Below are 20,040 nucleotides of genomic sequence, written 5' to 3' on the forward strand. Positions count from 1 at the left end.
GCCCTTCCTGATCGTCGTGGGCCGCCTGAAGCGTCGGACAGCCCACGGTTTGTCCGCGAACCTTAAAGGTCGAGAACGAGACGTTCCGGATCTTCGAGGCTTTCCTTGACGCGCACGAGGAAAGTGACAGCTTCCTTGCCGTCGACGATGCGGTGATCGTAGGAAAGCGCCAGATACATCATCGGACGGATGACGACCTGGCCGCCGATCGCGACCGGACGCTCCTGGATCTTGTGCATGCCGAGGATGCCCGACTGCGGCGCATTCAGGATCGGCGATGACATCAGCGAGCCGTAGACCCCACCGTTCGAGATGGTGAAGGTGCCGCCCTGCATGTCCGCCATGCCGAGCTTGCCGTCACGTGCTGCAACACCGAGACGACCGATTTCCTGCTCGATCTCGGCAATCGACATCTGGTCCGCATCGCGCACGACCGGCACGACGAGACCCTTGTCGGTGCCGACAGCGACGCCGATGTGGCAGAAATTCTTGAAGACGATGTCATTGCCATCGATCTCGGCGTTGACCGAGGGAATCTCCTTCAGGGCGTGCGTCACGGCCTTGGTGAAGAAGCCCATGAAGCCGAGCTTCACGCCGTGCTTCTTCTCGAAGAGATCCTTGTACTTCTTGCGCAGGTCCATGACCGCCGTCATGTCCACCTCGTTGTAGGTGGTCAGCATGGCAGCGGTGTTCTGCGCATCCTTGAGGCGCTTGGCGATCGTCTGGCGCAGGCGCGTCATCTTCACGCGCTCTTCGCGGGACACGTCGGCTTCGCTGGAAGCAGGGCGCGGCGCCTTCGGTGCTTCTGCAGCCGGTGCGGCCGAGCTGCCCTTGTTGATCGCGTCGATCACGTCGCCCTTGAGAACCTGGCCACGCTTGCCGCTGCCCGAAACCTGATCGGCCGAAACGTTCTTCTCCGCCATCATCTTGGCGGCGGACGGTGCGGGCGGCATGTCGCCGGACTTTGCGGCAGGCTCGGCGGCTGGCTTGGCTGCAGCTGGCTTCGGCGCTTCCGCCTTCGGCTCTTCCGTCTTGGCCGGCTGGGCAGCAGCACCCGATCCGGCGCCGATCTGGCCGAGAAGCGCGTTGACCTCCACGGTGTCACCCGTCTGGGCCAGAATTTCCGTCAGCACGCCGGACGCCGGCGCCGGCACCTCGACCGTCACCTTGTCGGTCTCAAGCTCGACCAGCGGCTCGTCGGCGTTGATGGTGTCGCCAACCTTCTTGAACCAGGTGCCGATCGTGGCTTCGGAGACGGATTCGCCCAATGTCGGGACGCGGATTTCGGTGGCCATGGCTGTCAGCTTTTCCGTTCAATAGGGGATCGAAATGAGAGGCGAGTGACGCCCGGCTCAATCGCCGAGCGCATCTTCGAGGAAGGCGTCGAGCTGCGCCTTGTGCTTGGACATGAGGCCCGTCGCCGGCGAAGCGGCAGCCGGACGGCCCGTGTAGCGCACGCGCTGGTACTTCGCGTCGATATGAGCGAGCACCCACTCGAGATAAGGATCGATGAAGGCCCAGGCGCCCATGTTCTTTGGCTCTTCCTGGCACCACACCATCTCCGCACCCCGGAAGCGCGACAGCTCATTGATGAGCGCCTTGGCCGGGAACGGATAGAGCTGCTCCAGACGCAGAAGGTATATGTCGTCGATGTCGCGTGCTTCGCGTTCTTCGTACAGGTCGTAATAGACCTTGCCGGTGCACATGACGACGCGACGGATCTTGCTGTCCTTCTGCAGCTTGATCTTCTCGTTCTTCAGAACTTCGGCGTCGTCCCACAGCAGGCGGTGGAAGGACGTTTCGCCCGAAAGTTCCGAAAGCGTCGACACAGCACGCTTGTGGCGCAGGAGCGACTTCGGCGTCATCATGATCAACGGCTTGCGGAAGTCACGCTTCATCTGCCGGCGCAGAATGTGGAAGTAGTTAGCCGGCGTCGAGCAGTTCGCGACCTGCATGTTGTCTTCCGCGCACATCTGCAGCCAGCGCTCGAGGCGGGCCGAGGAGTGCTCGGGGCCTTGCCCTTCGTAGCCATGCGGCAGAAGGCATACGAGGCCCGACATGCGCAGCCACTTGCGCTCACCCGACGAGATGAACTGGTCGAAGATGACCTGGGCGCCATTGGCGAAATCGCCGAACTGGGCTTCCCAGAGCGTCAGCGCATTCGGCTCCGACAGCGAGTAGCCATATTCGAAACCGAGTACCGCTTCTTCCGAAAGCATCGAGTTGATGACTTCGTAAAGTTGCTGGCCCTTGGCGAGATTGTTGAGCGAGATGTAGCGGTCTTCGCTCTGCTGGTCGTAAAGCACCGAATGGCGCTGCGAGAAGGTACCACGCTCCACGTCCTGGCCGGACAGCCGGACCGGATGGCCATCGAGCAGCAGCGAGCCAAAGGCGAGCGCTTCGCCGGTCGCCCAGTCGATGCCTTCACCGCTTTCGATCATCTGCGAGCGGTTCGCGAGGAAACGCTGAATGGTGCGGTGCGTCTCGAAGCCTTCCGGGACTTCGCACAGCTTGCGGCCGATGTCCTTCAGCGTCTTCATCGGAACGGCGGTCTTGCCGCGGCGCTGCTCGTCCTGATTGTCGGCAACGCGCATGCCCGACCAGACGCCGTCCAGCCAGTCGGCCTTATTGGGCTTGTAGGACTGGCCGCTCTCGAATTCCTGTTCGAGATGCGCACGCCAGTCGGCCTTCATCTTCTCGAACGTACCGAGATCGATGTGGCCTTCCTCGATCAGCTTCTTGGAGTAGATCTGCACCACGGTCTCGTGGCTGCGGATCTTCTTGTACATCTTCGGCTGCGTGAATGCCGGCTCGTCGCCTTCGTTGTGGCCGAAGCGGCGGTAGCAGAACATGTCGATGACGACCGGCTTGTGGAACGTCATGCGGAATTCCGCAGCGATCTTCGCCGCGTAGACGACGGCTTCTGGATCGTCGCCATTCACGTGCAGGATCGGCGCCTCGATCATCTTGGCGACGTCGGACGGATAAGGCGAGGAGCGCGAGAAGCGTGGGTTTGTCGTGAAGCCGATCTGGTTGTTCACGATGAAATGCAGCGTCCCGGCAACGCGGTGGCCGCGAAGACCCGAAAGGCCGAAGCACTCGGCAACGACGCCCTGGCCCGCAAAGGCCGCATCGCCATGCAGAAGCAGCGGCAGAACCTGCGCCCGTGTCTCAAGCGGCACGATCTCGTCGCGCGGCGAGCCGGAAAGAATGTCCTGCTTGGCACGCGCCTTGCCCATGACGACCGGGTTGACGATTTCCAGGTGCGACGGGTTGGCCGTCAGCGACAGGTGCACTTTGTTGCCGTCGAATTCGCGGTCCGACGAGGCACCGAGGTGGTACTTCACGTCGCCGGAACCTTCCACGTCGTCAGGCGCGAACGAACCGCCCTTGAACTCGTGGAAGATCGCGCGGTGCGGCTTCGCCATCACCTGGCTCAGCACGTTGAGACGGCCGCGGTGCGGCATGCCGAGAACGATTTCCTTGAGCCCAAGCTGGCCACCGCGCTTGATGATCTGCTCGAGCGCAGGAATGAGCGCTTCGCCGCCATCGAGGCCAAAGCGCTTCGTGCCCTTGTACTTCACGTCGATGAACTGCTCGAAGCCCTCGGCCTCGATCAACTTCTGCAGGATCGCCCGCTTGCCGTTCGCAGTGAACTCGACACCTTTGTCCGGCCCTTCGATGCGGGCCTGGATCCAGGATTTCTCTTCCGGATTGGAGATGTGCATGAACTCCACGCCGATCGTGGAGCAATAGGTGCGCTTCAGGATGTCCAGCATCTCGCGCACGGTCGCATATTCGAGACCGAGCACGTTATCGAGGAAGATCTTGCGGTCCATGTCTGCCTCGGTGAACCCATAGGCCTCCGGCGACAGCTCGTTGTAATCTTCCTTTTCCTCTTCGATGCCGAGCGGATCGAGCTTGGCGTGAAGGTGGCCGCGCATGCGGTAGGCGCGGATCATCATGATGGCGCGGACGGAATCGCGCGTCGCGCGCAGCACTTCCTCGCTGGTCATCTGCGCCTGCTGGCCGGCCGCTGCAGGCGCCGCCGACGCAGAACCCTTCGTGGAAATCTTCTTCTCGAAGTGCTTCTCGACGCGGCCCCAGTCGCCATCCATGGCCGACACCAGCTCGCCATTGGCGTGGATCGGCCAGTTCTTCTGCTTCCAAGAGGCGCCGTCCGCGGCCTTGCGGGCGATATCGGGCTCGTCTTTCAGCTGACCGAAAAAGGCCTGCCACTCGCCATCCACGCTGGCTGGATCATCCTGGTAGCGAGCGTAGAGTTCCTCGATGTAGGCGGCGTTCGCGCCATAGAGGAACGACGTGGACTGAAAGAAATCGTTGGCGTCTTGCCTGGCCATCGGTGCCTGCGGAGGATCGCTCCGCCTCCTTCGTTGATTCGGGTGCTGCCGCTCTTTCGAAAGCGGCCCCGTTCTGTGCGACGAATGTGCCCGTCGCGGGGCGGGTGACCGGATTTCTGGTGAACCCGGGCACCCTTGCTTAAAAGTCAGCCCTTGAGGACTTCGACCAGCGTCTTGCCGAGCTGTGCCGGCGAAGGAGAGACGCGGATGCCGGCCGATTCCATGGCCGCGATCTTGTCTTCTGCTCCGCCCTTGCCGCCGGAAATCACGGCGCCGGCATGGCCCATTGTGCGTCCGGGCGGCGCCGTGCGGCCGGCGATGAAGCCGACCATCGGCTTCTTGCGGCCCTTGGCGGCTTCGTCCTTCAGGAACTGGGCGGCTTCTTCTTCGGCCGAACCGCCGATTTCACCGATCATGATGATGGATTCGGTGGCGTCGTCGGCGAGGAACATCTCGAGCACGTCGATGAACTCGGTGCCCTTGACGGGGTCACCGCCGATGCCCACAGCCGTCGTCTGGCCGAGGCCTTCGTTGGATGTCTGGAACACGGCTTCATAGGTCAGCGTGCCCGAGCGCGACAGGATGCCGACGGAGCCCTTCTTGAAGATGGAGCCCGGCATGATGCCGATCTTGCACTCTTCCGGCGTGAGAACGCCGGGGCAGTTCGGGCCAATCAGGCGCGACGAGGAGCGGTCGAGCCGCGCCTTCACCTTCACCATGTCGGAAACCGGGATGCCTTCCGTAATGCAGACGATCAGCGGAATTTCGGCATCGATCGCTTCGATGATCGCTTCTGCTGCGCCTGCCGGCGGAACGTAGATGACCGATGCGTTGGCGCCGGTGCGTTCCTTGCCTTCGGCGACCGAAGCGAAGATCGGCAGGTCGCGCGAGCCGCCGTTCACTGCGCCGGTCCAGGTTTCACCACCCTTCTTGGGGTGAATGCCGCCGACCATCTTGGTGTCGTGGTAGGCCAGCGCCTGTTCCGTGTGAAACGTGCCGGTCTTGCCGGTCAGGCCCTGAACGAGGACCTTCGTGTCTTTGTTGACGAGAATGGACATCAATCCTGATCCTTCAATCCGTTAGCCGTTGACCGCCGCAACGATCTTCTTCGCTGCGTCGTCGAGATCGTCGGCAGCCGTGATGGCCAGTCCGGACTCGTTGAGGATTTTCTTGCCAAGCTCGACATTGGTGCCTTCGAGGCGCACGACGAGCGGCACCTTGAGACCAACTTCCTTGACGGCTGCAACGACACCCTCGGCGATGACGTCGCACTTCATGATGCCGCCGAAGATGTTGACGAGGATGCCTTCGACGCGCGGATCAGCCGTGATGATCTTGAAGGCCGCGGCGACCTTTTCCTTGGAAGCGCCGCCACCGACGTCGCAGAAGTTAGCCGGCTCTTTACCGTAAAGCTTGATGATGTCCATCGTCGCCATGGCGAGACCGGCGCCGTTGACCATGCAGCCGATATTGCCGTCGAGCGCCACATAGGCGAGGTCCCATTTCGAGGCCTCGATTTCCTTGGCGTCTTCCTCGGTCTCGTCGCGCAGCTCGCGGATGTCGTCGTGGCGGAAGAGCGCATTGCCGTCGAACGACACCTTGGCATCCAGGACGCGCAGGCGGCCGTTCTTCATGACGATGAGCGGGTTCACCTCGAGAAGGCTCATGTCCTTCTCCATGAACGCCTTGTAGAGGATCGGGAAGAGCGCCATGCCATCGGCGCGCGCCTCGTCCTTCAGCTCCAGCGCATCGCACAGCTTCGCGGAATCCGCATCCGTCACGCCCTGCTCGGGATCGATCGCGACATTGACGATCTTCTCCGGCGTTTCTTCGGCGACGGCCTCAATGTCCATTCCGCCTTCGGTCGAAACGACGAAGGCAGGCCGGCCAACCGAACGGTCGACCAGGATCGAGAGGTAAAGCTCGCGCTCGATGTCGGCACCATCTTCGATGTAGAGGCGGTTGACGACCTTGCCGGCCGGGCCGGTCTGCTTCGTCACCAGTGTGTTGCCGAGCATTTCCTTGGCGAAAGCGACGACTTCTTCCGTCGACTTCGCAAGGCGAACGCCGCCCTTGGCGTCAGGGCCGAGTTCTTTGAACTTGCCCTTGCCGCGGCCGCCGGCATGGATCTGGCTCTTCACCACATAGAGCGGTCCGGGCAGCTTGGCTGCCCATTCTTCCGCCTGCTCAGGGGAGTAGACGGCGACCCCTTCGGCGATCGGCGCACCGAATGTGCCGAGGAGGCGCTTGGCCTGATACTCGTGGATATTCATGAGAGGGTTCCTGTGGTTTCAGGTTGCCAGATCGGACGGAAGCCAAATCAAGCGAGGGAGGGAGCGATCTTGCGGCAGGCTTCGCACAGGCCGGCAACGGACTCGACGGACTTGTCAAAGGCCTTCTGCTCGGCGGAATTCAGTTCGATCTCGATGATACGCTCGATACCCTCGGCGCCGATGACAGTCGGCACGCCGACATACATGTCGTTCACGCCGTACTGGCCGGAGAGATACGCAGCGCAAGGTAGGACGCGCTTCTTGTCCTTGAGGTAGGATTCCGCCATCACGACCGCAGACGCAGCCGGCGCATAATAGGCCGAACCGGTCTTGAGCAGGCCGACGATCTCGGCACCACCGTCACGGGTACGCTGGATGATTTCTTCCAGGCGATCCTTGGTGACCCAACCCATGTCGACGAGGTCCGTCAGCGGAATGCCGGCAACGGTGGAGTAGCGCGCGAGCGGCACCATCGTGTCGCCGTGGCCGCCGAGCACGAAGGCCGTGACGTCTTCGACCGAGACCTTGAACTCCTCGGCGAGGAAGTAACGGAAGCGCGACGAGTCCAGAACGCCGGCCATGCCGACGACCTTGTTCTTCGGCATGCCGGAGAATTTCTGCAGGGCCCAGACCATCGCGTCGAGCGGGTTGGTGATGCAGATGACGAAGGCGTCAGGCGCGTATTTCGCGATGCCGGCGCCGACCTGCTCCATGACCTTGAGGTTGATTTCCAGAAGATCGTCGCGGCTCATGCCGGGCTTGCGCGGCACACCTGCGGTGACGATGCACACATCGGCACCTTCGATCGCAGAATAGTCGTTCGCGCCCTTGAGCCTGACGTCGAAGCCATCGACCGGCGAGCTTTCGGCGATGTCGAGCGCCTTGCCCTGCGGCGTGCCTTCGGCGATGTCGAACAACACGACGTCCCCGAGTTCCTTGAGGCCGATCAGATGGGCAAGCGTGCCGCCGATCATGCCGGAACCGATGAGAGCGATCTTGTTACGCGCCATGTATGGAAATCCCCTGTCTGTGGAGCCATAGGGGAGCCCTGAAGCTCCCCAGAAAAGTCGCCCCGGGGATAGACGGATGAGGCAAAAATGGCAACCAAAACTTTGGCGCCCAACGATTTCAAACGGTTATATACTCGCTGATTTACGTAAGGGTAAGAGTTTTTACGCAGCTCGTGCGTTTCGCTCACGACTTTCTTTCAGGTAGTCTACACTTTGCATCTCGATCAGCCGGGATGCCGTGCGGGCAAACTCGAAGCCCTCCGTCCCGTCCTTGGCAGCATAAAGAGCGTCTGGTTCCGCCGCTGCCGAGACGACGAGCCGTGATTTCATGTCGTAGAGCGTATCGATCAGCATGATGAAGCGTTTGGCTTCGTTGCGCTCCGCGCGCTTGAGCACCGGCACATGGCTGACGAAGATCGTTTCGTATCGGTCGGCGATGGCGCGATAATCCGACGCCCCGAGCGGATTTCGGCACAGGTCGTCGAAGCTGAACCGGGCAGCACCATTAGCCGCGGCCGGCACCAGAATTTCCCGACCGCGATGCTTGATCCTCTCGGGCTGCACGGTCAAACCATCGACCTGCTCGGCCCATGCTTGATCGAACATCTCGTCGGCATCCGCATCGAGCGGCGTCATGTAGACCGGCCGGCGCGTCAGCTTGAGCAGCCGATAATCGGTATCGCCATCGAGATCGAAAAGTTCGACCCTCGTCTTCAAGAGATCGACGAAGGGCAGGAACAGATCGCGGTTGAGGCCCTCACGGTAAAGATCATCCGGATGCACGTTCGATGTGGTCACCAGCACGGTACCGAGCTTGAACAATTGCTCGAACAGCCGCGCCAGGATCATCGCATCCGCGATGTCGGTGACGGAGAATTCGTCGAAGCAGAGAACCCAGGCCTCCTCGTGGATAGCGCGCGCCACAGGCGGGATCGGATCGTCTTCCTTGACCTCGCCGCGCTTCAGCGCCGCTCGATGCGCCTGGATCCGTCCATGCACATCCGACATGAAATCGTGGAAATGCACCCGCCGCTTGCGCCGCACCGGCAGCGTTGCGAGGAAAAGATCCATCATCATTGTCTTGCCGCGACCGACGCCGCCAAAGACATAGAGCCCTTTTGGAAAATCCTGTACGGGCCTGCGCTTGGCGAACAACCAGCCCAGCGCGCTGGATTTCGTCGAAACCCGCTTTTCCCGAACCTCGGTCAAGACGCGATCAAGGGCGCGCGCCAACTTCTCCTGGCGCGCGTCGCGTTCGATCCGACCGGCGTCGCAGAGCGCTTCATAGCGCTCGGCGACACTCACATATGTTCTGGTATCCATTCAGCCGAACCGAGCTGGGCATTCGCCGGCCACCCGAAGCGGGAGCCGGCGCACAAATCAGCGCGAAAGCGTGATCGAGCCACCCGAACTCAGCGTTCCCTGATAGTTCTGGGCGCCGGCCTGGTAGAGCCGCGCGACATTGTTGCCGTCCCGGTCGTTGAGAACGACCTGGTTACCCGAGACATCCCACGACGCGATGTTTGCAGCCTCGCCAGGGCACCGCAGCGACGCCGCGCGGTAACCGCCGGTCCACTGGGTGAGCGAGAGCGCCAGCTGGCAGTTGCCGCCATTGACGGCCGTCTGCCACGTGCCGAGCAGTGCCTCGCGCGAAACGGCAGGCGCAGAGGCAGCAGCGGTTTCGAAAGCCTGGTTGGCCGCCGCCGGATCAGGCGTCGTGGAAGCCGGTGCACTCGGAAATTCGGTTGCGGAAGGCGGTGGCAGCTGGCTCGACTGAACACCACCAAGCGGTGCCGGATTGATCGGCGGCGGCAGCACCGCTGCCTGCTGCTGCGGCATCGGGCCGGGTGATGTCCGCTGGCAGCCGGCAATCGCCAGACCAGCCATAGCGATCGTGATGGCGATGGAAATGCGCATTCATGGTCTCCTTGCAACGCCTACGCGCGGGGCCTTAACCGACCCTCTGCCCTTCGCAACCCATAAGAGGGATCAAAGGTCCAATTTGCAAGAAGTACTGGCACGAGAACGGGCGACCCTGTGCGCATTTTGCAACAAATTGGCACAGTCGGTGTTCAGTTCTTGGCCATCACACCCTTCATGGCTTCATTGCCCCAGAGCTGGACCAGGCGAACGTCCCGCCCGCACGCGCGGCGATAGTAGTTATAGCGGACCGGATTCTTGACGTAGTAGTCCTGATGATAGTCTTCCGCCGGCCAGAAGGTCTGGCCTTCCACCACTTCGGTCACGATCGGTTGACCGAGTGCCGCCTCGGCTTCCGCCTTCGACTGCTCGGCCAGTGTCGCCTGCTCGCCGTCCACGGCATAGATCGCCGTCGTGTAGCTGAAGCCTCGGTCGCAGAACTGGCCGCCATCGTCTGTCGGATCCACCGTCCGCCAGAAGGTCGCCAGCAATGTTTCGAAATCGGTCTGGCTGGGATCGTAGGTGATCTCGACAGCCTCGCGGTGACCGTCTGCCGTGTGGTTCTCATATGTCGGGTTGTCGCTGGAGCCGCCGATATAGCCAGAAATGGTCGACGTGACGCCGGCAACCTTGTCGAAATCCGATTCCACACACCAGAAGCAGCCGCCGGCGAAGATGGCCTTGGCCTGCTCCTGCGCTTGCGAAGCGCCGCCGGCAAAGAGGAGTGCGGTGGCCGCACCGGCGAGCAACATGGCGGTATAGAATGGCAAGCGCATGGGAAATCCTCCTTCGACCATGAGAGCCAAACTAGTCCCCCGATCCCGCATTGCAATTCAACGCTTTGCACGAGCGTGTGATGAGCTCGTCCGGAACCGCACCGCCACCCGATCGTTTCTGGAGTGAATTTCCCCCAACAGAGAGGTGACTGGAATGAAAAGGCACGCAAACGCCGTATGGCAAGGTGCGCTGGTTGACGGCAAAGGCACCCTCGACACGCAAAGTGGCGCGTTCTCCAAGACCCCCTATTCCTTCAAGGGCCGCTTTCAGGACGAAGAAGGCAAGTCCGGCACCAATCCCGAGGAACTGATGGCCGCCGCCCACGCAGGCTGCTTCGCCATGCAGCTCTCGCACTTCCTTGCCGAAAACGGTACGCCCGCGGACAAGCTGGATGCCAAGGCCGTCGTGAACGTGCAGGAAGCTGCAGGTGGTGGTTTCGAGATCACCGAAAGCGCGCTGACACTGGTCGGTCATGTCCCCGGCATCAGCGAGGATGATTTCCAGCGGCTCGCCAAACAGGCGAAGGATACCTGCCCGGTCTCCAAGGCCTACGGCGCTATCAAGGTGACGCTCGACGCGAAGCTCGGCTGACCACCACAACATTCTCTCTTTAAGACGATGACCTAAGCCGTCGGCCCTCCGGCCGGCGGCTTTTTCACGTGTGAACTGCGTTTCGAGCGGACACGAGCCTATAGAGCTCCTCGCAGACATCCGCGATGATCTCGGGCGAGAAGCGTTGTTGGATCCGCTCCCGCGCCGCCTCACCCATCCTGCGCCTGACGTCCGGGTCTTGCAGCTGCACAATGGATGCCGCCCAGTCTGCAGGATCCGCGGTCAGCGAGAAGCCCGATACGCCGTGTTCGACGATCTCCGCGGTGCCCCCGTAATTCATCGTTAGGACCGGAACGCCAGCCGCCATGGCTTCCGCCGGCGCCAGGCCGAAGGATTCGCCGGCCGGTCGCGTCGGGGTCGCGTAGATATCGAAGATCGGCATCAGCTTCGCTGCGCCCGGACGAAAGCCCGCAACGTCGATGCTGTCACCGCCGATCTCTTCCAGTGCCTGGATCTCGCCGGCGTCACCACCCCCGATGATCAGCAGTTTGTAAGGTGAACCGAGGTCGCGCACGACCCGCGCCAGGAATTCCAAATTCTTCACGGGCCTGATGCTGCAGACGGAGCCGATGACGATGTCGTCCGGTTTCAAGCCGAAAGCAGCGCGCAGCCTTGCGCGCGCCTCATCGTCGAGCCGCTCCGGCACTTCGACAGGATGCGGCAGCACTGAGAGCCTGTCGGCTCCGATCAGCTTGCCGAGCAATGGCCGCCCCAGCCAATTGTTCACCAATGCATGCGACGGCACAGCGATCTTGGCGATGCGGCTGTTGAAGTAGGTTGCCCATTCGATGGGGCTCGCGACGTTCAACCCGCCGATCGCGCCATGATAGAGAACAATGGGGATGTCCGGCCGCGAGCGCAGCGCCTGCACGGCGAGCAGCGCCGTGGATCGGCCGGCCATGACATGCACGAGATCGGGCCGAAATTCGTCGACGGCGGCACGAATTGACCGGATGGCCTGGCGCGAAAAATAGCTCTGGAGCTTTTGAGAGATCTTGCTGCCGCTGGGACGCTGCACATCGTCAAGCGCGATGTGGTGAAACTCCACGCCGCGCTGCTCGAGGATCGGCTCGATCGAGAGATTCAGTCTCGATCGAGCCCTGTTGAGTGTCAGAACCCTCACGGGTTGCTAGACCCTCCGCTCCACCATCATCTTCTTGATTTCGGCGATCGCCTTCGCCGGGTTCAGGCCTTTCGGGCAGGTCTGAGCGCAGTTCATGATCGTGTGGCAACGATACAGACGGAAGGGGTCTTCCAGATTGTCCAAACGCTCGCCGGTCGCTTCGTCCCGGCTGTCGATCAGCCAGCGATAGGCCTGCAGAAGCACGGCGGGGCCGAGGTAACGATCCCCGTTCCACCAGTAGCTCGGGCAGGAGGTCGAGCAGCAGGCGCACAGGATGCATTCGTAAAGGCCGTCGAGCTTCGCCCGGTCGTCCTTGCTCTGCTTCCATTCCTTGGCCGGCGTCGGCGAAACCGTCTTCAGCCACGGCTCGATCGACCTGTGCTGGGCATAGAAGGTCGTGAGGTCGGGCACAAGATCCTTGACGACCGGCAGGTGCGGCAGCGGATAGATCTTGACGGCACCGTTGATGTCGTCGGCGCCCTTGGTGCAAGCAAGCGTGTTCGTGCCGTCGATGTTCATCGCGCACGAGCCGCAGATGCCCTCGCGGCAGGAACGGCGCAGCGTCAGCGTCGGGTCAATCTTGTTCTTGATCCACAGCAGCGCGTCGAGAACCATCGGTCCGCAATCGTCGACATCGACGTAATAGGTGTCGATGCGCGGATTGGCGTCGTCGTCCGGCGACCAGCGATAAACCTTGTACTCGCGAAGATTCCCGGCGCCCGCCGGCTTCGGCCAGGTCTTGCCTTCGGAAATCTGCGAGTTCTTGGGGAGTGCGAGTTCAACCATGTTGGCTTTTCCTGATCAGTAGACGCGCGCCTTCGGCGCGATCTTCTCCATCGCGATGCCTTCGGCGATCAGCTCCGTATGCACGGGGCGATAGTCGAGCTTAATGCCACCGCTGTCATCGACCCAGGCGAGCGTATGCTTGCGCCAGTTTTCGTCGTCGCGGCCGCCGAGCGGGCCGTCCTTGTAGTCTTCACGGGCATGGGCGCCGCGGCTTTCCTTGCGGGCTTCCGCGCCGTAGACCGTCGTGATCGAGCACGCCATGAGGTTTTCGAGCTCGAGCGTTTCCACGAGATCCGAATTCCAGATCATCGACCGGTCGGTGACCTTGAGGTCGCCGAGCGCGCCCCAGAGCTGGCTCATGCGCTTGCAGCCCGATTCCAGCGATTCCTGCGTGCGGAAAACGGCGGCGTCTTCCTGCATGATACGCTGCATCGTGCCGCGAACCTCGGCCGTCGGCGACGAGCCGTTAGCGTGACGCAGCCTGTCGAAGCGATCCATGATGCGCTCGGACTGCGCCTCGTTGATCGACGGGATCGCACTGTCGCGGTCGATGATCTGTCCGGCGCGGATCGCGGCGGCACGACCGAAGACGACGAGGTCGATCAGCGAGTTCGAACCAAGACGGTTTGCCCCGTGAACCGACGCGCAGCCAGCCTCGCCGACAGCCATCAGGCCCGGTGCCAGCCGCTCCGGGTTCTCCGAATTGGCGTTCAGCACCTCGCCCCAATAGTTCGTGGGGATGCCGCCCATATTGTAGTGAACGGTTGGCAGAACCGGGATCGGTTCGCGGGTCACGTCGACGCCGGCGAAGATCTTCGCGCTTTCCGAAATGCCCGGCAGGCGCTCGTGAAGAACGGCCGGATCCAGATGGTCGAGATGCAGATAGATGTGATCCTTGTTCTTGCCGACGCCGCGGCCTTCACGGATCTCCATCGTCATGCAGCGCGAGACGACGTCGCGCGAGGCAAGATCCTTGGCCGACGGAGCATAGCGCTCCATGAAACGCTCGCCTTCGCCGTTGACCAGATAGCCGCCTTCGCCGCGTGCGCCCTCGGTGATGAGGCAGCCCGCGCCGTAGATGCCGGTCGGGTGGAACTGCACGAACTCCATGTCCTGCAGCGGCAGGCCAGCACGTGCGATCATCCCGTTGCCGTCACCGGTGCAGGTGTGGGCAGAGGTGGCCGAGAAATAGGAGCGGCCATAGCCGCCGGTGGCGAGCACGACCATCTTGGCCGCGAAGCGGTGGATCGTGCCGTCGTCCAGGTTCCAGGCAATCACGCCCGTGCACTGGCCATCGTCCGACATGATCAGATCGATCGCGAAATACTCGATGAAGAACTCCGCGTTGTTCTTCAGCGACTGGCCGTAGAGCGTATGCAGAATGGCGTGGCCGGTGCGGTCGGCTGCTGCACAGGTGCGCTGCACGGGAGGGCCTTCGCCGAAGTTCTGCATGTGGCCGCCGAATGGACGCTGGTAGATGCGACCGTCTTCCGTGCGGGAGAAGGGCACGCCGTAATGCTCGAGCTCATAGACCGCCTTCGGCGCTTCCATGGCGAGATACTGCATGGCGTCGACGTCGCCGAGCCAGTCGGAGCCCTTGACGGTGTCGTACATGTGCCACTGCCAGCTGTCCGGCGTCATGTTGCGCAGGCTGGCCGCGATGCCGCCTTGCGCCGCGACCGTGTGCGAGCGCGTCGGAAACACCTTGGTGATGCAGGCAGTTTTCAGCCCCTGCTCCGCCATGCCCAGTGTTGCACGCAATCCGGCGCCACCGGCACCGACGACGACGACATCGAATGCGTGATCGACGAATTCATAGGCACGGCCGTTCTGGCCCGGTGCCGCATGTCCGTTTGTCTGACCCATTGAGCGTTCAGCCTCCAAAGCCGAGCTTGAGAACCGCAAAGATCGACAATGCGCCGACCAGCACGGTGAAGAATGTGTTGAGCATCAGCAGCGCCACCTTGGCGCCTTCGCCGTGGATATAGTCCTCGATGATCACCTGCATACCGATGCGCATGTGAATGAGCGCCGAGACGAGAACCATGCCCATGAGCACGGCGACGATCGGATTGGACAATGATGCCGTCACCTCCGCGTAAGGTGCGCCGGCATGGGCAACGAGGAAGACGACGAAGAAGACGATCAGCGGAACGTTGGCGACCGCGGTCAGGCGCTGGCGCCAGAAGTGCTCCGTGCCTTCACGGGCGGAGCCAAGGCCGCGAACTCTGCCGAGTGGGGTGCGCAAGGACATGGACGCCTCCTAGCGAACGATAAAGACCGCGATCCAGATGATCACGGTGAGCGATGCGGATGCGGCGAGCGTGACCCAGGCGAATGTGGTCGAGGTCTCTTTCTCAAGCCCGCGGCCGGTATCCCACACGAGATGGCGAATGCCGCCGGCCATGTGATGAACCAGCACCCAAGTGTAGCCGAAGAGCACGATGAGGCCGAGCACCGAGCCCAGAATGCCGTTCACCCAGTTGAAATAGGCCTCACCGGAGGCTGCTGCCACCAGCCACCACGCCACGAAGAAGGTGCCCACATAGAGCGCGCCACCGGTGATACGATGGACGATCGACATCACCATGGTCGGGTAGGGTCGATAGATCGTGAGATGCGGCGAAAGCGGGCGCTCTCGCTTCGTTCCTGTCGCGCTTGCCATTATGACCTCATCACGTTTCCCCGGGCGCAAAAGGCCGAAGCGGGAAGCGGCTCTTTGATAGTTTGGAAGCGTTTTAATCTGTTATGTGCAGCGCGTCAAAGCGCGTTTGTTGCACTTTAGCCAAAATATGGCGACCCGAATGCTCGAAAAATCAGAGACTTGCGGTTAATCGATTGAAACAGCCAACGGATTGTCAACACTTTGTGGAAGGCCGGCTCTCGCAGTTGCAGTCTTAACGATATTGTAACAATTCGGAGCCGCAGGCGTGACATTATGCCCTCACGACGCCATCTTCAGTCCTCCAAGGGCTTTCGGGTGGCCGATTTCGAGGAGTTCGACATGTCTCAGCGTTTGCGAATTCTGTCAGCGGCATTGGCAGCGGTTCTCGCATTTGCAGCAACGCCGGCGACGATCGCGCATGCGCAATCCGATCTCGCCAGCCCGCAAGGGTTGAATAGCCGCTTCAACCCCGATCTCAGCCGAAGCCGCAGTCACGATCGTGACCACCGATATGGCCGCCGCGACGGCGACCGCGACTATCATCGGCGCTGGGGCGAACGCGACCGCTCGCACCGTGCCGACAGAGACCGCCGTGACCGGTACGGTTCGTCGCCGCGCGGCGGCACGTTTACTGGCAACGTTTCCGGTTACCGGGATCGCGGCAACGGCAATTACTACTACATCGACCGTCGCGACACGGATCGCTCCCGGCTTGAGAGCCTCGAACCTCTGTCGGCCGGTCCCAAGGTCGTGAGCCCGGCAAGCGGCAACTCGGCCTGTTCGGACGAAGCCGGCGTCTGTGTGATCCGACCACAGTGAGCCGGCGCGCGGCGGGTCGCTCTGACTAAACCGTGATGAGCTGCCGCGCCGTCGTTGCGAAGTGGCCTTGAATTCGTCCCGTTTCGGCAGAGACTGGGCACCCATTATCGTCGGGGTTGGATGTTGATGTCAGGTGCTTTGGTCACACAGCTGCGAGATTCGCTCGGCAAGCTGGAAACGATGACGCGGTTCGCGCTGGCGACATTGGCGCTGGCCAGCGGCGTCTACACCTATCTCGGCGTGCGTGGCCTTCTGGATGGAACGGCCACCATCGTCTTCTTTGCCGCCATCATCTACTCCGCGGCCGTGTCCGTCGGCATCTACGCCTTCTGGACCTATTTGATGCGGCTCTTTCCGCATGTGGCGAGCGCATCGGCACGCGCAGCTCTTCTCGGCGTGATGGCGCTCGGCAGCGTGATGATCATCGCGATGTCGTCCTGGTTGAACGCGGCCGCTCTGGCCGGTTCGGCGGCGCTCGAGCAGCACCTCGCCGTCACCCTCCAGGACTATACATCCGACCTTGATCGCGCTCACGAAAATGCCCTCGCGGCGCAGAGTCTTTTGCCCGACATCCAGCTCGCCTCCGAACGCTTTGCCCGTCTGGCCGGGCAGGAACGCGAAAGCGGAGCGCTCACCGGCACATCCGGATCCGGAAGCGTCGTTCAACTTCTGAGCCAGATGTCGAGCCAGCTCCGTGAACTTGAAGGCAGCATCGCGTCGTCGCGCGAGGAGGCGCAGACGCTGTTCGAAACCGGGCAGCAGCATCTCGTTGCCATGCGCAGCCTGGTGTCCGCCAGCGGCGCGATCGAGCCGCGTGCCGATTCGTTTGCGGAAAACGCGGTCATGCTGGCCGGCGTGATTTCCGCCATGGAGCAAACGTCGGTCGCGCCCTCCGTCAAACGTGCGGCAGAAGATCTCTCCCTGGGCTTCATCGCACCGATCGCCGACGGCCGGGATCTCGGCCTTGTCGATCGCCAGGACCGTGTGATGGGCTCCATTCAGGAGTCCGTCGCCGCCCAGTCGCTCGTTCTGTCGCAGGCCGCCGACGACATCCTGGCGCGCGAGCCTGTCGCCGAACGCCGCTTCGTGCCGATGTCGAGCGCGGAAGCCGTGCTGCGCTACGCCGGCGATTTCATTCCAAGCTGGGCCGGTGCGATCTCGATCGACCTGTTGCCATCCGTGCTCGTTCTCATGCTCGCGGTCGCCCATGCCGTCCTGCGCGATGCGGAGCGGCGCCTGCCCTATGCGGAGCGCGTCAGCGCGGCGGATCTGATCGCCGCAATGGAAGTGCACAGGGCGCTTTCAGCCATTCCGTCGGCCCCGGAACCGGAAGCCGACCAGGAGGAAAACGTGCCGGCGCCAGCAGCCGCACGCGAGGTGACAGAGCGCCCCGAGGCCCAGACCGGTGCACCGTCGCGGGTGAGCGACAAGATCATGCCGATCGTGCAGGCCGCAAATCCCCGCACCCGCAAGGAAGGCAGCTGACGCCATGGCAGCGCCGGCGCGCCTGAGCGCGCAACTTCCCGAAAAGGACTTGGATCCGGCCAACAGCAATGACGCCAGCAGCGTGGCCCCTTCCGACAAGCCACGCCTTTCGCTGGCTGATAGGCTGGATGACGGCATCGTGCTCGGATGGGCCTTCCGGCTGATCCTGCTCGGCTCGGTCGTGGTTCTGGCGCTCGATCTCGGCGAATTGCGCGACGGTACGCCGGACGCGCCGATCTCACCGGCCTCGCGGGAAACGATGCTGCCTCCTGCGCTCAGCGATGGTGAGGCCCCGGCCCCGCCGCACCAGATCACAACCGATCCGGACATCTTGAAAAACGCGGCCAGTTTCGACCTGATCGGGGGCGGCGTGTTGCGCGTGCAGGGAGCGATCGACCCGGGTGCAGCCGCGCGCTTCGAGACAGAAGTTGCTGCCCGCGGCGAGTATGTGACGACGATCGTCCTCAATTCGCCCGGCGGCTCGGTCGATGACGCGTTGCGGATGTCTCAGATCATCCGCGACAATGAATTCTCGACACGCGTCGAAAGCGGCGATCTCTGCGCCTCGTCCTGCCCTTTGGTCATGGCCGGTGGTGTGGAGCGGAGCGCAGGGCCTGAAGCGGTCATTGGGGTCCATCAGGTCTATGGCGTCAGCGACGGTGCCGTCTCTTCAGCCGAGGCCATGTCGCGCGCCCAGAACGTAACGGCACGCGTCAGCCGCCATCTCGCAGCGATGGGCATCGACCAGGGCCTTTGGCTTCATGCCCTGGATACACCGCCCGACCGGCTCTATTATCTGAGCCCGGAGGAACTTCTGGAATACGACCTGGTCACAGCAACGGCCACCGCCGAGGCGATCGATCACTGATCAGCCCTGCGTCCGGCCGACGACGCGAAAGCTCCGCCTCTTCTGCAGAGCGTCGGGCTCCACTGCCCCGCCAACCGTTGCGTCTTGATCCTCGATGTCTGGTCGCGCAAAGCGAACACAGTTGCGCCCAGCGCTCTTGGCTTCATAAAGCGCCTTGTCGACGCGCGAGAACGCAGCCTCGAACGCTTCTGCGGGTCGCATCTCCGTGACCCCGAAACTTGCCGTGCAACGGCGCGCGGAACGTCCGCCCGTCGCATCCAGCGATTCGAACGTCGACCGCAGCTGCTCCGCAAAAAGCCGTGCCGTTCCCTCGTCGCAGCGCGACAGGAGAATGCAGAACTCTTCGCCTCCGATCCGGCCCACGACGTCGCCAGGCCGCCGGAAGCTTTCCAGCAGGGCTCCGAACTGTGCGATGACGAGATCGCCGACCTGGTGGCCGAACGTGTCGTTGACCAGCTTGAAATGATCGAGGTCGCACAGGATCAGCGCCTTCGGCGTGCGCTCTCGGTCCGCTTGCCAGAGGCTGCGCGACACCTCCCGGTGAAAGGCGTCGCGGGTCAGCGCGCCCGACAGGCGATCGATGTCAGAGCGCTTCTGGATGGTGCCGAGGATATCGGCCATCGTGCGAAGTCCAAGCGCGAAAGCCAGCAGAATGGTCACGATCGCCATCATGGTCTGGCTGACCATTGCGTAGTCGGTCGCAAGATAATCCTGCGCGACGCCGCCGTTTCCCCCGAGCAAGACCATGATCGGTGGTTTCATCAGGAAGTTCAGCGCAAAAAGCAGCATCGCCGCCAAGAGAGTGCGATCGAGCGCGTTGCGGTCCATGCCTCTCCACACGGCGAAAACCCCAACAAGAGCGATGGCGCTATAGGACCCCTGGTAGACAAAGGCGCGCAGAAGTGAACTGCGCGGGAGTTCGGAGATGAGGGCGTAGCTGACAATGGCCGCCATGAAGACGATGGTCATCGGTAGCACCGGCACACGGCGCAAATAGCGCAGCCACAACCCGATGGAGATGCAGGAAAGGCAGACCGCGAAACAGGCATAGATCGCAAAGCGGGCGATCGCCGTGTATTCCAGCGGTGGCATCGAATACTCGATCAGACCGGACGCGACGCCGGCAATACAGGCCGCAAACCACCACAATGCTGGCTTCTGATTGCGATCGAACAGCCCGAAGGCGAGAAACGAGACCATGATGGCGACGCCGAGCGCGACATTGATGGCCAGAAGTAGAGACGCGCCCAAAAACTCATTCCCCGAGTGAATGACGCGAAGCTTACGCCCGTCAGGCTAAGGCGAAGTAAACGCCAACATCCGCGACCCGTCTCAGAACGG

General features: G+C 62.3%; 18 protein-coding genes. 4 read left to right on the plus strand and 14 right to left on the minus strand.

All coding sequences use genetic code 11. The features are described 5' to 3' along the window. Positions 1 to 62: 62 nt before the first annotated feature. From odhB to msrA, 8 genes are all read right to left on the minus strand, one after another. Entirely contained in the window at positions 63 to 1,295 is a 1,233-nt protein-coding gene (gene odhB / locus QQL76_RS15610) for a 2-oxoglutarate dehydrogenase complex dihydrolipoyllysine-residue succinyltransferase (RefSeq protein WP_499208443.1), read from the minus strand. A 57-nt stretch (positions 1,296 to 1,352) separates the two neighbouring features. Further along, positions 1,353 to 4,361, minus strand: a complete 3,009-nt coding sequence (locus QQL76_RS15615; protein ID WP_499208444.1) for a 2-oxoglutarate dehydrogenase family protein — start codon at positions 4,359 to 4,361, stop codon at positions 1,353 to 1,355. A gap of 146 nt (positions 4,362 to 4,507) precedes the next feature. Then, on the minus strand, positions 4,508 to 5,419 hold the full coding sequence (gene sucD, locus QQL76_RS15620) for a succinate--CoA ligase subunit alpha (protein ID WP_404863446.1): 912 nt from the start codon (positions 5,417 to 5,419) through the stop codon (positions 4,508 to 4,510). A gap of 21 nt (positions 5,420 to 5,440) precedes the next feature. Then, positions 5,441 to 6,634: a succinate--CoA ligase subunit beta gene (sucC, locus tag QQL76_RS15625; protein WP_499208445.1), complete on the minus strand. Its 1,194-nt coding sequence runs from the start codon at positions 6,632 to 6,634 to the stop codon at positions 5,441 to 5,443. A gap of 47 nt (positions 6,635 to 6,681) precedes the next feature. Continuing rightward, positions 6,682 to 7,644, minus strand: coding sequence for a malate dehydrogenase (mdh, locus tag QQL76_RS15630; RefSeq protein WP_404863444.1), 963 nt, complete (start codon positions 7,642 to 7,644; stop codon positions 6,682 to 6,684). 162 nt (positions 7,645 to 7,806) lie between these two features. Further along, positions 7,807 to 8,967 (minus strand): cell division protein ZapE, encoded by a 1,161-nt coding sequence (zapE, locus tag QQL76_RS15635; protein WP_126007619.1) that lies wholly within the window; start codon positions 8,965 to 8,967, stop codon positions 7,807 to 7,809. A 57-nt stretch (positions 8,968 to 9,024) separates the two neighbouring features. Beyond that, complete coding sequence (locus tag QQL76_RS15640) at positions 9,025 to 9,561, minus strand: protease inhibitor Inh/omp19 family protein (protein WP_126007617.1); 537 nt, start codon at positions 9,559 to 9,561, stop codon at positions 9,025 to 9,027. A 155-nt stretch (positions 9,562 to 9,716) separates the two neighbouring features. Continuing rightward, positions 9,717 to 10,316 carry a peptide-methionine (S)-S-oxide reductase MsrA gene (msrA, locus tag QQL76_RS15645; protein ID WP_126012651.1) on the minus strand — a complete coding sequence of 200 codons (600 nt, stop codon included), beginning with the start codon at positions 10,314 to 10,316 and terminating at the stop codon, positions 9,717 to 9,719. Between the two features lie 178 nt (positions 10,317 to 10,494). On the opposite strand from msrA, the gene QQL76_RS15650 reads away from it, so the two are divergent. Continuing rightward, complete coding sequence (locus tag QQL76_RS15650; RefSeq protein WP_499208446.1) at positions 10,495 to 10,932, plus strand: OsmC family protein; 438 nt, start codon at positions 10,495 to 10,497, stop codon at positions 10,930 to 10,932. A 64-nt stretch (positions 10,933 to 10,996) separates the two neighbouring features. Here QQL76_RS15650 and QQL76_RS15655 read toward each other — a convergent pair whose 3' ends face one another. Genes QQL76_RS15655 through sdhC form a run of 5 tightly spaced genes read right to left on the minus strand, consistent with a single transcriptional unit; the run spans position 10,997 to position 15,527 of the window. Continuing rightward, positions 10,997 to 12,076 (minus strand): glycosyltransferase family 4 protein, encoded by a 1,080-nt coding sequence (locus tag QQL76_RS15655; protein WP_499208447.1) that lies wholly within the window; start codon positions 12,074 to 12,076, stop codon positions 10,997 to 10,999. 6 nt (positions 12,077 to 12,082) lie between these two features. After that, positions 12,083 to 12,862 (minus strand): succinate dehydrogenase iron-sulfur subunit, encoded by a 780-nt coding sequence (locus tag QQL76_RS15660; RefSeq protein ID WP_404863439.1) that lies wholly within the window; start codon positions 12,860 to 12,862, stop codon positions 12,083 to 12,085. 15 nt (positions 12,863 to 12,877) lie between these two features. After that, complete coding sequence (gene sdhA, locus QQL76_RS15665; RefSeq protein WP_126007609.1) at positions 12,878 to 14,728, minus strand: succinate dehydrogenase flavoprotein subunit; 1,851 nt, start codon at positions 14,726 to 14,728, stop codon at positions 12,878 to 12,880. A gap of 7 nt (positions 14,729 to 14,735) precedes the next feature. Then, complete coding sequence (gene sdhD / locus QQL76_RS15670) at positions 14,736 to 15,116, minus strand: succinate dehydrogenase, hydrophobic membrane anchor protein (protein ID WP_499208448.1); 381 nt, start codon at positions 15,114 to 15,116, stop codon at positions 14,736 to 14,738. 9 nt (positions 15,117 to 15,125) lie between these two features. Continuing rightward, positions 15,126 to 15,527, minus strand: a complete 402-nt coding sequence (sdhC, locus tag QQL76_RS15675) for a succinate dehydrogenase, cytochrome b556 subunit (RefSeq protein ID WP_499208449.1) — start codon at positions 15,525 to 15,527, stop codon at positions 15,126 to 15,128. Between the two features lie 339 nt (positions 15,528 to 15,866). Between sdhC and QQL76_RS15680 the strand changes: the two genes are divergently transcribed. The 3 genes from QQL76_RS15680 to QQL76_RS15690 all read left to right on the plus strand — a co-directional run bounded on the left by QQL76_RS15680 (position 15,867) and on the right by QQL76_RS15690 (position 18,699). Next, a complete protein-coding gene (locus tag QQL76_RS15680; protein ID WP_126007603.1) occupies positions 15,867 to 16,346 on the plus strand; it encodes a hypothetical protein in 480 nt (159 codons plus the stop codon). Between the two features lie 126 nt (positions 16,347 to 16,472). Next, positions 16,473 to 17,831, plus strand: a complete 1,359-nt coding sequence (locus QQL76_RS15685; protein WP_499208450.1) for a hypothetical protein — start codon at positions 16,473 to 16,475, stop codon at positions 17,829 to 17,831. Between the two features lie 4 nt (positions 17,832 to 17,835). Further along, complete coding sequence (locus QQL76_RS15690) at positions 17,836 to 18,699, plus strand: COG3904 family protein (protein WP_499208451.1); 864 nt, start codon at positions 17,836 to 17,838, stop codon at positions 18,697 to 18,699. Here QQL76_RS15690 and QQL76_RS15695 read toward each other — a convergent pair whose 3' ends face one another. Further along, entirely contained in the window at positions 18,700 to 19,950 is a 1,251-nt protein-coding gene (locus tag QQL76_RS15695) for a GGDEF domain-containing protein (protein WP_499208452.1), read from the minus strand. Positions 19,951 to 20,040 lie beyond the last annotated feature (90 nt).

This window comes from Rhizobium albus, assembly GCA_030160035.1.
GTDB lineage: Bacteria > Pseudomonadota > Alphaproteobacteria > Rhizobiales > Rhizobiaceae > Georhizobium > Georhizobium albus.

What these genes read in the sequence shown, in the direction of transcription:
- odhB (WP_499208443.1), bottom strand. Translation starts at nt 1,295, where the DNA reads ATGGCCACCGAAATCCGCGTCCCGACATTGGGCGAATCCGTCTCCGAA.
- QQL76_RS15615 (WP_499208444.1), bottom strand. Translation starts at nt 4,361, where the DNA reads ATGGCCAGGCAAGACGCCAACGATTTCTTTCAGTCCACGTCGTTCCTC.
- sucD (WP_404863446.1), bottom strand. Translation starts at nt 5,419, where the DNA reads ATGTCCATTCTCGTCAACAAAGACACGAAGGTCCTCGTTCAGGGCCTG.
- sucC (WP_499208445.1), bottom strand. Translation starts at nt 6,634, where the DNA reads ATGAATATCCACGAGTATCAGGCCAAGCGCCTCCTCGGCACATTCGGT.
- mdh (WP_404863444.1), bottom strand. Translation starts at nt 7,644, where the DNA reads ATGGCGCGTAACAAGATCGCTCTCATCGGTTCCGGCATGATCGGCGGC.
- zapE (WP_126007619.1), bottom strand. Translation starts at nt 8,967, where the DNA reads ATGGATACCAGAACATATGTGAGTGTCGCCGAGCGCTATGAAGCGCTC.
- QQL76_RS15640 (WP_126007617.1), bottom strand. Translation starts at nt 9,561, where the DNA reads ATGCGCATTTCCATCGCCATCACGATCGCTATGGCTGGTCTGGCGATT.
- msrA (WP_126012651.1), bottom strand. Translation starts at nt 10,316, where the DNA reads ATGTTGCTCGCCGGTGCGGCCACCGCACTCCTCTTTGCCGGCGGCGCT.
- QQL76_RS15650 (WP_499208446.1), top strand. Translation starts at nt 10,495, where the DNA reads ATGAAAAGGCACGCAAACGCCGTATGGCAAGGTGCGCTGGTTGACGGC.
- QQL76_RS15660 (WP_404863439.1), bottom strand. Translation starts at nt 12,862, where the DNA reads ATGGTTGAACTCGCACTCCCCAAGAACTCGCAGATTTCCGAAGGCAAG.
- sdhA (WP_126007609.1), bottom strand. Translation starts at nt 14,728, where the DNA reads ATGGGTCAGACAAACGGACATGCGGCACCGGGCCAGAACGGCCGTGCC.
- sdhD (WP_499208448.1), bottom strand. Translation starts at nt 15,116, where the DNA reads ATGTCCTTGCGCACCCCACTCGGCAGAGTTCGCGGCCTTGGCTCCGCC.
- sdhC (WP_499208449.1), bottom strand. Translation starts at nt 15,527, where the DNA reads ATGGCAAGCGCGACAGGAACGAAGCGAGAGCGCCCGCTTTCGCCGCAT.
- QQL76_RS15680 (WP_126007603.1), top strand. Translation starts at nt 15,867, where the DNA reads ATGTCTCAGCGTTTGCGAATTCTGTCAGCGGCATTGGCAGCGGTTCTC.
- QQL76_RS15685 (WP_499208450.1), top strand. Translation starts at nt 16,473, where the DNA reads ATGTCAGGTGCTTTGGTCACACAGCTGCGAGATTCGCTCGGCAAGCTG.
- QQL76_RS15690 (WP_499208451.1), top strand. Translation starts at nt 17,836, where the DNA reads ATGGCAGCGCCGGCGCGCCTGAGCGCGCAACTTCCCGAAAAGGACTTG.